Origin of the sequence: Proteus vulgaris (assembly GCF_016239305.1) — a bacterium.
Taxonomy (GTDB): domain Bacteria; phylum Pseudomonadota; class Gammaproteobacteria; order Enterobacterales; family Enterobacteriaceae; genus Proteus; species Proteus vulgaris_C.
The window spans coordinates 1-13,389 of record NZ_JAEHOQ010000018.1 but is presented as its reverse complement, the minus strand read 5'-3'; the positions used below and the strand labels follow the sequence as shown (position 1 = coordinate 13,389).

Annotated in this window: 9 protein-coding genes; 3 read left to right on the top strand and 6 right to left on the bottom strand. The window is 34.8% G+C overall.

The genetic code is table 11. From position 1 onward, the window contains the following. Positions 1–114 precede the first annotated feature (114 nt). Genes fadA through JEP40_RS13245 form a run of 3 tightly spaced genes read right to left on the bottom strand, consistent with a single transcriptional unit; the run spans position 115 to position 4,772 of the window. On the bottom strand, positions 115–1,275 hold the full coding sequence (gene fadA / locus JEP40_RS13255; protein ID WP_198623909.1) for an acetyl-CoA C-acyltransferase FadA: 1,161 nt from the start codon (positions 1,273–1,275) through the stop codon (positions 115–117). A gap of 15 nt (positions 1,276–1,290) precedes the next feature. Beyond that, complete coding sequence (gene fadB, locus JEP40_RS13250; RefSeq protein ID WP_198623908.1) at positions 1,291–3,447, bottom strand: fatty acid oxidation complex subunit alpha FadB; 2,157 nt, start codon at positions 3,445–3,447, stop codon at positions 1,291–1,293. Positions 3,448–3,449: 2 nt separating this feature from the next. After that, complete coding sequence (locus tag JEP40_RS13245; RefSeq protein WP_198623907.1) at positions 3,450–4,772, bottom strand: acetyl-CoA hydrolase/transferase family protein; 1,323 nt, start codon at positions 4,770–4,772, stop codon at positions 3,450–3,452. Positions 4,773–5,161: 389 nt separating this feature from the next. Here JEP40_RS13245 and JEP40_RS13240 point away from each other — a divergent pair, with 389 nt between their 5' ends. From JEP40_RS13240 to JEP40_RS13230, 3 genes are all read left to right on the top strand, one after another. Beyond that, positions 5,162–6,184 carry a helix-turn-helix domain-containing protein gene (locus JEP40_RS13240; protein WP_198623906.1) on the top strand — a complete coding sequence of 341 codons (1,023 nt, stop codon included), beginning with the start codon at positions 5,162–5,164 and terminating at the stop codon, positions 6,182–6,184. A 132-nt stretch (positions 6,185–6,316) separates the two neighbouring features. Beyond that, positions 6,317–8,338, top strand: coding sequence for an FAD-dependent oxidoreductase (locus JEP40_RS13235; protein WP_198623905.1), 2,022 nt, complete (start codon positions 6,317–6,319; stop codon positions 8,336–8,338). Between the two features lie 334 nt (positions 8,339–8,672). Next, the gene (locus JEP40_RS13230) at positions 8,673–10,256 is read left to right on the top strand and encodes a phosphoethanolamine transferase (protein ID WP_198623904.1); all 1,584 of its coding nucleotides are present in this window, start codon (positions 8,673–8,675) and stop codon (positions 10,254–10,256) included. 25 nt (positions 10,257–10,281) lie between these two features. On the opposite strand, the gene JEP40_RS13225 is transcribed toward JEP40_RS13230, so the two are convergent. The 3 genes from JEP40_RS13225 to JEP40_RS13215 are packed head-to-tail and all read right to left on the bottom strand — an operon-like array spanning position 10,282 to position 13,121. Beyond that, the gene (locus JEP40_RS13225; RefSeq protein ID WP_198623963.1) at positions 10,282–10,971 is read right to left on the bottom strand and encodes a LutC/YkgG family protein; all 690 of its coding nucleotides are present in this window, start codon (positions 10,969–10,971) and stop codon (positions 10,282–10,284) included. A 3-nt stretch (positions 10,972–10,974) separates the two neighbouring features. After that, complete coding sequence (locus tag JEP40_RS13220) at positions 10,975–12,393, bottom strand: LutB/LldF family L-lactate oxidation iron-sulfur protein (protein WP_198623903.1); 1,419 nt, start codon at positions 12,391–12,393, stop codon at positions 10,975–10,977. Further along, a complete protein-coding gene (locus JEP40_RS13215) occupies positions 12,384–13,121 on the bottom strand; it encodes a (Fe-S)-binding protein (RefSeq protein WP_198623902.1) in 738 nt (245 codons plus the stop codon). The genes JEP40_RS13220 and JEP40_RS13215 overlap by 10 nt, the downstream gene beginning before the upstream one ends. Positions 13,122–13,389 lie beyond the last annotated feature (268 nt).

Sequence of the window (13,389 nt, the reverse complement as noted above, 5' to 3'; positions counted from 1 at the left end):
AACACAAGTAACTGTAGATAAATATAACCCATTTATATCATTGATAAAGCCTTTCATTAATATAATGAAAGGCTTTTCTCATAAAATGATATGAAGGTATTGCTCGATATAATATTATTCAATGCGTTCTATAATTGTAGCAATACCTTGCCCCATACCGATACACATTGTTGCTAGACCAAAATGACCATTATTTTGTTCCATAACATTAAGTAGCGTACCTACAATACGAGCTCCAGAACAGCCTAAAGGATGGCCTAGTGCTATTGCACCACCATGAAGATTTACTTTTTCATCCACTTTATCTAATAGATCAAGCTCTTTTAAACAAGGGATTGATTGTGCAGCGAAAGCTTCGTTAAGCTCAATAAAATCGATTTCATCTAGTGTCATATTTGCTTTTTTCAAGGCAGCATGAGTTGATGGAACTGGACCATATCCCATTATAGCAGCAGGTACACCAGCAGTTGCCATTGAAACAATGCGCGCTCTAGGGATTAGATTTAACTCTTTTGCCTTTTCTTCGCTCATAACTAAGATACACGATGCACCATCTGAAAGAGCTGATGATGTTCCTGCGGTTACAGTCCCACGAGGATCAAATGCAGGTCGGAGTAATGCAAGTGACTCAACCGTTGTTTCTGGTCTAATTACTTCATCATTTTCAACTAAGATCAACGCACCATCTTCGTTATGCCCCATTGTAGGTACAATCTCATTACGGAAGTTACCTTCTATGGTTGCTTTATAAGCAAGAGCATGAGAACGGGCAGCAAATTTGTCTTGATCTTCACGGCTAATATTATACATTTTTCCAAGTGCATCCGCCGTTAATCCCATCATTGCAGAGGCTTGGGAGATATTACGATTATAACTATTAATATCAACGCCTTTAGTCATAGGAATATGACCCATGTGCTCAACACCACCAACAAGAATAATATCAGCATCTTCTGCTTTGATTGCTCGTGCTGCAATATGTAAAGCATCCATCGATGAACCACATAGACGATTTACGGTTGTCGCAGGTACTGTCTCAGGAATACCTGCTTGTAACGAGGCTAATCTTGCAATATTTACGCCTTGCTCTTCCGTTTGTTGAACACAACCCCAAATAATATCGTTAATGTCTTCTGCATTTACATTGGGTTGACGTTTTAACATTGCTTGCATTAGATGAGCACTAAGATCTTCCGCTCGAACATGACGAAAAACACCATTTTTTGAACGTCCCATAGGGGTTCTTATCGCATCAATAATCACAACATTTTTCATTATCTTCACTCCCAATTAAGCATAAAAAGGACGGTTTGATTCAGCTCTATCAATCAATTCACGAGGAATTTGATAAAGTGGTCCCAAATGCTCAAATTGTTGAGCTTTAGAGACAAGATTACCTAAGCCATAACGATCCATATAATAAAGTAAGCCACCTCTAAATGGAGGGAAACCTGTACCATATATGAACGCGATATCAGCTTCTGCTGGAGTCCCAACAATACCTTCCTCTAAGCAACGAACGACTTCAAACATCATAGGCAGCATCATTCTTAGCTGGATCTCTTCGTCAGTAAAATCTCTTTGCGGCGCACATTCTGCTTTTAGCAAATCTGTTGTCGCTTGACGAGGTGCAGGCTTAATACGGCCTTTTGGATCTCGTTGATGAAGATAGAAACCTTCACCCGATTTTTGACCTAAAAATCCTTGAGAGCATAATTGTTCAATTAAATTAATCTTAGGTTTGGCATGACGAGATGGGAAAGCTTCACTCATCACATCAACACAGTGAGCTGCAGTATCTATACCAATAACATCGAGTAAAAGAGCTGGTCCCATCGGCCAACCAAATCCTTTACTCATTACTTTATCAACTTGAGGAATTTGTGCACCATCAACAAGCAATTGGTTAAAGGCAAGGAAATAAGGTGTTAAGCATCGATTAACAAGGAACCCAGCACAATCGTTAATAACAATTGGCGTTTTCTTCAATTTCAAGACATAACTAACAGCTTTTGAAATGGTTTCATCTGATGTCTCTTTCCCGCGAATAACTTCAACTAATGGCATTTTATGTACAGGGTTAAAGAAGTGTATACCACAGAAGTTTTCAGGTTTTTTCAAAGAAGATGCTAAGCCACTAATCATCAATGTCGATGTGTTGGAGGCAAGAAGTGCATTAGGCGCAACAAGCTCTAACTCTGAAAGAACTTTCTTTTTAACTGCTGGGTTTTCTACTACAGCTTCAATAATTAAATCTGTATTTTCAAGTGCATTATTATGCAGTGTTGGCACGATATGATTTAAGGCATTTCCCATATCCTGAGGTGCCATTTTTCCTCTTTCAACTTGTTTTGCAAATAAAGAATTTGCTTCAGAAAGCCCAACTTTTAAGCCTGTTGCATTAATATCTTTTAATACAACCCCCATATTTCGGCTACTACTCACATAAGCAATACCGCCTCCCATAATACCTGCACCAATAACACCGATATTTTCAATATCGCAAGGCGCTTTAATATGACTTTTAGCAATGGATTTTACGGCAAGGTCGCTTAAGAAAACGTTTACCAAAGCATCTGATACATTATTATCTTGAACACAAATAGCTAAATTATTGATTTCAACTTTTAACGCTTCATCTCGTGTTAAATAAGCAGCTTCTTCAAGTGTATTAAGAATATGTTTCGGCGCAGGATAATTAGGACCAGCGGCTTTCGCTATCATGCCTCTAGAAACATTTAAAGATAAACTTAATTCATATTTATTTAATGTTAGAGGTGATTGTTTTTCGTTGTAACGAGATTTCCAATCAAGCTTATTATTAATCGCACTACTTAATAATGCGATAGCTTGATCTTTAGCCGTTTCATTATTATTAAGAATGCCATCAATAACATGTGCCTTTAAAGCTTGAGGTGCTTTAAAGTTTTTCCCTGTTGTCAGCCAAGAAATAGCAGTATCAAGCCCAACAATACGAGGAAGTCGAGTAATTCCTCCCCATGCTGGGAATATACCTAATTTAACTTCTGGCATACTAATTACAGTATCACTAGCCGCGAGACGATAATCAGCTAATAAAATTAGCTCAACAGCCCCACCAGCGACTGCACCATGAGCAAGCGCAACCTTTGGATAAGGTAAATCTTCAATACGGTTATAAATAGAGTGAGCCCAATTTAAATAGTCTTTTAGTGGTTTCTCACCTGAAGAAAATATTTTTTGGAATTCTTTAACATTAGCACCTGCACTAAATAATCTTTTATTAGAGCGGATAATTAACCCTTCTACATTTTCTTCTTTTTCCAGGGTACTTATACATTTTTCTAAGTCAGTCAGTGCATCTTTACTTAAACGATTAACAGGATCATTATCAGAATCAAAAACTAACTCAATAATTTTATTTTGTGCGGGTACAGCATTTAATTTAAAATATTGACCTTTATACATAATTAATCCTCCAATTTTATTAAGGCAGCTGCTTTTGCTTCAGATAATAATGAATCTCTGAACTCAGGATGAGCTATGCTAATAAGTGCCTGAACACGTTCTGTATTACTTAAAGTTCGAAGATCAACAGCGCCATACTCTGTCGCAATAATATTGACATCATTACGAGGTGTAGTTACCGGAGTACCATTAGGTAATGCAATACGAATATTAGACTCATTACCTGCTTTTGTTTGACGAATCGAAGAGAGACAAAGAATACTGATCCCATTGTGAGACATATTTGCACCACGGACGAAATCAAGTTGTCCACCCGATCCTGAGATTTGTATATGCCCAACCCCTTCTGAAGCAACTTGTCCTAATAGATCAACCATTAAGCAAGTGTTAATTGAGGCAAAATTGTCATTTTTAGCAACTTCTTGGCAGCTAACAACCACGTCCATACTAACCATTTCAAAGTCTGGATTGTTATTTAAGAAATCCATGACTTCTTGAGGACCTGTAGCAAAACCTGCAACAATTTTATTTGGTTTATAATTCTTCTTCGAGCCATTTACAGCACCCGCTTTACACATATACATCATAGATTCAGTAAACATTTCAGTATGAATACCTAAATCTTTATGTTTTAGTAGCGCGAGTCCCATTGCGTTAGATATTGTGCCAATACCTATTTGGATAGTCATACCATCTTTAATAAAAGGTAATATGTGTCTTGCAATTTGTTTATCTCTTTCGGTAGGTTCTTCTGCTTTAGGCAGTGCGATACTATGATGCCCCTCAACTAACCAAGTCGCATCATCAATATGGACTAAATTTTCGGGATTACCGACATAAGGTTGGTGTTTGTTGATAACAAAAATAGCTTTTTTGGCGTATCTTAGTGCGTTTTTATTTGCAACACCGCCACAAGCCCCTAGGCTTAAGTATCCATTTTCATCTGGTGGTGTAGTTTCAATAACAACAACATTAGGTTGTAGACGATCAATCACTCGGCTAAAGTTAGAAAAGTGGAAATTAATCATTTCCAAATTACCTTCACCTGTATTTTGGAGCTTACGCTCGATTGGTCCCATAAATAAACTATAATGTTTAAAATGCTTTTTATATTTAGATTTTAAAAATTCGTAAGGAGCTGTCATTAGACCAGAATAAAGTTCACATCCTTCAAATGATTCAAGGTGCTTATCTAATTCTTTGAGGAAAAAGACTGGAGTAGAAACTAATCCACCAATCCATATTTTATCCCCAGACTCAATTTTAGTGACAGCCGTTTCTGTAGAGATCAATTTATCACTATACATACTTTGCCATTCTTTCATGTAGCGCTCCTTCAGGTGGAATAATGTAGTGATTATTTACATCCAACGCCCTCATATAGTACATAACACTGAGATTAGTTAAATTTAAAGTATCAACTACCTTTAAATAAAATTAGCTGATAATCCACAGATACGCTTTGCAATTTAGGACAACAGAACAACCTTTTAGGTCAACCTTTTTTTTTGTGATAAACATCACATATAAATGAGAAATTAATACTAAATATTTACTTATTAAAGACAAACTTAAAGCAAGTATTTCTACTAACTTTTAAGTCAAGATAGGAAGTGATAATTTGTTATTAATTTTGTAATTATTTGAATATTGAATATTGAATATTGAATATTGAATATTGAATATATTTATATGGAAAATTAGGATACTCAACATGAAACAATCTCATGAGGGAGAAAAAATAGTTGTACCCTCTGTTTTTCTACATAAAGGTTGGGGTACTTTGATAAAAAAGGCAGCGGAAGAACAAAATTTAAGTAATAGCGATTTTATTCGTCAACTTCCCCAACATGGTGATATTCCTTTACAAACAACGAGAGAATGCATCCATGACTTCTATACAAAATATCCAAATGATAGTTTATTTTATGATATTGCCAAACACGTCACACCATTAACGTTTAGCTCGTTTTCTCTTACACTCTGGACATCTCCAGATGTAGAGACTCTACTCAAAAATATCTGTGAGTACTCTACCTTTATTGGAACGCCAATAAGGTTAAGCTATCACCAAAATATTCAAGGTGATGTAGAATTATGGATACTTGATAATGAACCGTTAAATAAAGAGAATCATTTAACTTTTTTAGGCTCTTCTCTATTTATCGCCACTATTATTGTGTTAATAAAAAAAATATGTGCTGAGCATAATTTATCTATTAATGTTCAATTAATGAAAAAAAATTTCTCAGACCTAATTTTAAAAAATTATACCGAAAAGTTGAATGTCAGTATTAAATTAGAGTTTCCTATTCGTAAAATTTGTATTGAAAAAAAATATCTTTATCTGAGATTATCTAATAATGATATAGATCTTTATTACTCATCATTAAATTTATTACGTGAAAAAGTTGGCTTAATTAATAAAAAAGATTTGATCTTAAAAATATATAATTATCTTAATACTTGTGAAAATTTATCAGAAATCACCGGTGAAAGTCTGGCTTACTCGCTTAACATTCATATTAGGACTCTTAATCGTCGATTATCTGAATATGGAACAAGTTATCGTCGAGTCCTTGAGAAATTTAAATTAGAAAAAGCGCTCTATTTACTGGAAGATAGTGATATTTCTATGACTGAAATTGCCTACAGATTAGGCTTTTCTGATCTAAGTACTTTCTCAAGAGCCTTCAAGCGATGGACAGGGCTAAGTCCAACAAAAAGAATGTTATAAGCCATAATTAATTTGACTTATGTCAAATTAATTATCTAAAAGTATTATTGTCAAATATTTGTCCTAAAAAGCAAAATAAAGTCTATAAAAATCTCCCATATTTATAGTATTACACGATGTGGGAGGTATCATATGTTACAGAATAAACATAAAGTTTTATTTAGCCCTATGAATATAGGTGCAGTGCAGATAAAAAATCGTTTTATTATGGCTCCTATGGGTACATTAGGCTGTGCTGATGCACAAGGTGCTTATAATAATCGAGGTATTGAATATTATGTTACTCGAGCAAGAGGTGGCGTTGGTCTTATCATTACTGGCGTTAATAAGGTTGAAAACAAACTAGAACAATTCCCTCTTCCATCACTACCATGTCCCACACATAACCCTGTTGCTTATATAAAAAATGCACGAGAAATGACAGAACGAGTACACGCCTATGACTGTAAGATTTTTTTACAACTTACTGCGGGCTGGGGTCGTTCATGCATTCCAGGTCTCGTTGTCAATGAGACCAATGTAGCACCATCGAACGAAAAAAATCGATTCGACCCTTCTATTGAACACCGAGAATTAACAACCGAGGAAGTAAAGTATTTTATTCAAAAATTTATTGAATCCGCTGTTATTGCGCAAAAAGCAGGGTTTGACGGTGTTGAAATTCATGCTGTACATGAAGGATATCTTCTTGATCAATTTACACTTGCCTTTTTTAATAAAAGAACAGACGAATACGGCGGTAGTTTTGAAAATAGATACCGTTTCGCGGTAGAAATAGTTCAAGGTATTAAAACTGCTTGTGGTCAAAATTTTCCTGTTTCATTACGTTATTCTGTAAAAAGTAATATGAAAGGATTTGGCCAAGGTATTCTTCCTGATGAAATTGCCACTGAAATGGGTAGAGATATGGAGGAAGGGCTTAAAGCTGCGAAATATCTTCAAGATATGGGTTATGATGCTTTAAACGTCGATGCTGGTACTTATGATTCATGGTATTGGAATCACCCACCCCAATTCTTTAAACCAGGAATGTATAGTCCTTATTGTAAAGCCGTTTCTGATGTCGTAGATATCCCTGTATTAATGGCAGGACGTATGGAAAATCCAGACCTAGCATCACATGCAATAGAAAATCATATTGCTGATGGTATTGCTTTAGGACGCGGATTACTTGCGGATCCTGATATCCCTAATAAGATTCGTCGTGGCTGCTTTGATGAAGTTCGCCCATGTCTATCGTGCCATCAAGGATGTTTAGGTCGTATGGCTGATATTGGTAATATCTCTTGTGCAGTCAATCCCGCCTGTGGCCGTGAAGAAGAGTTTAAGTTATTACCTGCTTATCATCCTAAAAATATCGTTGTTGTTGGTGGGGGGGTTGCAGGAATGGAAGTTGCACGTATTGCAGCTGAACGTGGGCATAATGTCACCTTATATGAAAAAACTAATCAACTAGGAGGTTGTATTATTCCTGGTGGACAACCTCCTTTTAAACATGATGATAAATTATTGTTAAAATGGTTTGTTGGCGAGTTAGAGCGTAAAGGAGTCAATGTTCAACTCAATATGGAAGCGAATAAAGAGGTTATTGAATCCCATCATCCCGATAGTGTTATCTTTGCAACAGGCTCTAAACCTACAGTACCTCATTGGCTTGAAGGTAGAGACGACCCTAAAGCTATGCTTGCTGAAAAAATGTTAATGAACCCAGATTTAATTACAGGTGATAAACTTATCGTGGTTGGTGCTGGATTAGTAGGAACTGAAGCTGCACTGTGGATGGCTCAAAGAGGTAAGCAAGTCACTCTTATTGAAGCCTCAGATGATATTATAGGCGGACCTCATGGCTCTTGTTTTGCAAACTATCAAATGACTAAAGAGTTATTAGTCAAAGAAAAAGTTAATTTACTCACCTCGACATTTTTAAAACGTATTACTAAAGAGGGTGTTGAAGTGCAAAAGCAAGGCGAAGCCTTAACACTTGTAGCGGATCATATTGTATTAGCACTTGGCTATGAGTCTCAAAACCAACTTTACCAATCATTGAGTAATGAGCTAGATGTTGAACAAGTATTTAATATTGGTGATAGTCAAAAAACACGTACAATTATGGCTGCTATTTGGGATGGATATGAAATAGGCCGTTACTTATAATATTCATTGATATAAAAGAGTGATTATAAATAATCACTCTTTTAATATAATTGATTGATTTATTATAAATAACATTAAAAATAGATAATTAATTTGTTTAACATAAGTGCTGAATAACTTGCTCTTTTAAAAAAAACGCTATAATTAACATTATTTTTAAATAACTAATAATAATTATGTAAAAAAATCATTTTTTATCTAAAGTTAGCTTTAAAAACTAAAAGAAGAACAAAAACATTAAATTATTACTTATTATATTAAAAGAAAACTTGTATTATCAATTCGTTAATGGTTAAATTTCACCCAATATAAAAAAGGTGAAATTTAATAAATCATGTCTAAATTAACTTATTTATTACTTCTATTTTTCTTATCAATAGTTCCATCATTACTTGGTGGTTCATCCTTTTATATTGAGCAAAAAGTCTATATCTCTGTGATAGGATTTCTTATCATGCTCGCTTGTAGTGGTATCTATCACTCTATGGTAGGAAAAATGATCACTTTTGTTGTAACATCACTGTGGACACTTAACCTCTCAATTTCACTGTTTTTCTACCGTGAACACGATATTGTATTTTCATCTTCTATAGCAGAAACCTTTATTAATACTAATAGTAGTGAAACTATTGGTATGCTCTCTTATAATAAGTATTATGTTTTATTCTATGCTTTTGTATTTGCTATTTACTATTTCCTTATATATAAAATGTCATCTTTTTCTAATATTAAAACAGCAAAGCGAAGCTTAATTATTATAATTTTATTGATGATAACGACACCTATATACAAAAACCTAGCGATAAGACCAGAGAATAATAATAAACTACTCGTAGAATACACTTTCCTTTATACTCCATTTTATAATGCAGCTGCATTAGTAAAAACTTTTCATGAAAATAGGCAAATTAAAAAAATAGCCTCACATCATGTCAACCTCCATTATGATAAAGTTGATGATAAACCAGAATTTTATATTCTTATAATTGGTGAGTCTGTTCGTCGTGATCACCTAGGTATTTATGGTTATCCTTATGATACAACACCAAATTTAAAAAAAGAAAAAGAAAATATTTTATTATTTAATCAAGTATACTCCCCTGCACCCGTTACTATACTTTCAGTACCTATATCTCTTTCAAATATAGGGTTAGACCAATTACAAGATAAAACACATTATGCAGATAATATTGTTTCTCTTGCTAATCATGCTGGTTTTAAAACTTATTGGCTAAGTAATCAAGGGGAGGGTAACCAAAAAACTAGTGTTATTTCTGTTATTGCTAATATGGCACAGAATAAACAATGGAATAGATTTATTGGTTATGATGAGGAGTTACTTCCTTATTTAGATAAAGCGCTTAGTGATAAATCAAGCAAGAAAAAACTTATTATTTTACATACCTATGGTAGCCATGAACCCGCTTGTAATAGGTTTCCAAGTGATGAATTAAAATCATTTACATCACAACCTGATGATAATTGCTATGACAGTTCCATTCACTACACAGATAAATTTATTGGACAGATTATCGATAAAGTAAAAGATAAGCCTGCCTCGGTACTCTATTTTGCAGATCATGCATTACAGCGTTTAGATAAAAATCGCGAGATCCATTATCACCATGGTGTCCATACTCCTCGCCAAGAGGCTTATAATATTCCTTTATTTATTTGGTATAGCTCCTTAATCGATAAGCCTACCATTAATAATGATATATTAAGCCAGCCTTATTCAACTGCAAATAATTATTGGTTATTAAGCGATTGGTTGGGGATAAAGCATCATTCAAAAAAAGTTTGTCACTCACCACTTAATGAATGTTACAAAGGAGCACCATCTATTATGGTGATCGATGGAAATAAATATTTATTTGATTACAGTAAACTAAAATCAGAAGAGCAAGAGCCACAATAATATTGTGACTCTTTACAGATATCGGTTAACGATCTTCAATCACAACATAAATAGCATTTAAAGAACCATGAACACCAACAACTTTGATTAACTCAATATCAGAGGTACAACTAGGTCCACTGATAATATTAATACAAGAAGGCATTCTAATATCACATGTAGTCATTTTATGTAGTTTTTCAGCCAATTGCGCTACTCGAGGCAAAATAGAACTACGTTTAACAACAAAAATAGTTGTTTCTGGTATTAAGCTAACACTACGTCCTTTATCTGCACCAGAAAATAAAACAACTCCCCCTGATTCAGCTAATCCGTACTCAGCAAAAATAATACCTACTTTGGCATACTTTATTAACTCAATATTTTTTTTACCAACAAGATGATCCCAGACTTCTATTTCACAATGTTGAGATAATAAATCGATAACTCCGCTCTCTTTTAATCTAGGATCCCCCGTTAAAATAATAGGCGAACCATATTTCTGACTCAGTGCAAGTAAACATTTAGGTAATAAATCTTGAGTGGTGCTCTCACAGCTACTTCCAACTAACTTAGCGGCGTTAATAAAGTATTGATACCGCTCTTCTTCAGATAAGTCAGTTAAGCGCTCTTCAGGGTATGTATTCACTGGTAACGGTAACACTTCTGGTTTCGTTTTTAATGGCCGTCCTAATTGAGAAGCAAGATGAGATAAAAAAGCTTCTGCATTATTCATCATTTATTTCTCCTCTTTTTGATGTTTTTTAAACCAACTACGAAAACTTTCACCGTCACCTTCAGGTAGATTTCTCGCCTCAGTCCAAGCCTTTAATGCACCTATATTGAATGGCGCTTTACCATCTTTAATAAACCATCGAGCAGCATGAGCTCCCCAATTCATTCCAACCTTCCATAAGGTTGGATGCCGATTTACATAGTTAAATAAAGTCGTGATTGTACGCTCTGTTGTGGGTGTAATACCTTCTGTAACCATCACCTCTCTATGTTTTTTAATTAGACTGGATAGAGGAATTTTTACAGGGCAAACAGAATCACAGGCAGTACATAATGAGCAGACATAAGGCAAGTTCTTAAACTCTTTATAACCACCTAATAATGGTGTTAAAACGGCACCAACAGGGCCAGGATAAATTGAACCATATCCTTGACCACCAATATGGCGATAAGCAGGACAAGTATTCATACATGCACCACAGCGAATACAACGTAAGATATCTTTGAACTCAGAACCAATGATTTTTGAACGCCCATTATCGACAACAACAAGATGGAAATCTTCAGGACCATCAACATTGTCATTTTCTCTTGGGCCAGTAAGCCAAGTATTATACCCAGTTAAACGCAATCCTACTGCACTACGCGCTAGCATCGTGATTAGAATATCAACCTCTTTAAAGGTTGGTACAATACGCTCCATTCCCATTACTGCAATATGTGTCTTAGGCAAAGTAGTGCTTAATCGAGCATTACCTTCATTAGTGACCAAACAAATAGAGCCGGTTTCAGCTACAGCAAAATTACACCCAGTTATACCAATATCTGCAGTAAAGAAATCTTCTCTAATATTTTTACGAACAAAACGAGTCATCTCTTCGGGTCTATCAGATCCGTTATATCCTAGTTTATCGTGGAATATCTGACGTATTTGCTCTCTATTTTTATGAATAGCAGGTACAACAACATGAGAAGGTGCGTCTTTTGCTTGCTGAAGAATAAATTCAGCCAAATCAGTTTCAATAACTTTAATACCCGCATTTTCTAACGTACTATTCATGCCGATTTCTTCAGTCACCATGGATTTAGCTTTTACAATTTTCTTAGCATTCTTTTCTTTGGCAACACTAAGGATATATTGTGTCGCTTCTTTTTTTGTTTTAGCAAAAAAAACATGGCCACCATGCTGTTCTATTTTCTCAGATAATTGATATAAATAAGCATCTAAGTTTGTAAGCACATGATCTCTAATTTGAGCCGCTCTATCTCTCCAATCTTCCCAATGCCCTAGATCATCCACCATTTTTTGACGATTTCTACCAATAGTCTGTTGTGCATTTGCAACTGCTTTTTGCATGATTTCATCATGTACTTGGCGATTAATTAAATCCTTGAAGGGAATATTACTTGTTCTTAACGACATAATACCTCCTCATGACTCATTAACACCTGAGCAATATGTAGCACCTTGATAGGACGATCTTCTCGTTCTAAGCGACCACCTATATTTAAAAGGCAGCTTACGTCAGCACCGATTAAATAGTCAGGCTTAACACTCATAATATGATGAACTTTCTCTTTGACCATTTCACCTGAAATTTCTGCCATTTTGACGGAGAATGTACCACCAAAACCACAACAAGTTTCCATATCTGCAAAAGGTAATAGTTCAAGTCCTTTAACATGGCGTAATAGTGTTAACGGTTCTTCTTTTACGCCCATCTTACGAAATAGGCTACAAGAAGGATGGTAAACTGCTTTACCATTGAGACAAGCACCGACATCAACAATACCTAGTTGTTTAACAATAAACGAGGTTAAATCAAACATTCTATTGCCAATTTTTTCAGCTCGTAACGCCCATTCAGGCTCATCAGCAAGGTATTTTGCATAACCTTTAATCGCGTAAGAGCAAGAACCAGCAGGAGATATAATAGGAAATTCATTTGTTTCAAATGTCTCAATAAGGTGCTTCATTGCAGGTTTTGCATTTTTTACATAGCCACTATTAATTGCAGGTTGGCCACAGCATCCTTGCTTTTCTAAAAAATGAATCCGACATCCTAATTTTTCTAACAGTAATACACTGTCTTTCGCCATCTGAGATTTCAAAGCATCCCCGATACAGGTTACATAGAAATTAACATCCACACTTATGCTCCTATTGCTCATCATTTACAAAAATAGATCACTTTGTAACGTCACTAGCTTACTCTCATTTGTATGACAATTAATGTTGACATAAAAATACTGTTAAATATATTGTTTATATCCTGAGTTTTTATAGCTTGGTATGTTTTTAATGCAGATAAATGTTAAATATAAAGATTTATATATTATTATTTATAATAAAAATAACTTATTAGAGAATTATGAATGTGGGATCCATCAGTAGAAAATTTTTTTGAATTTATAAATC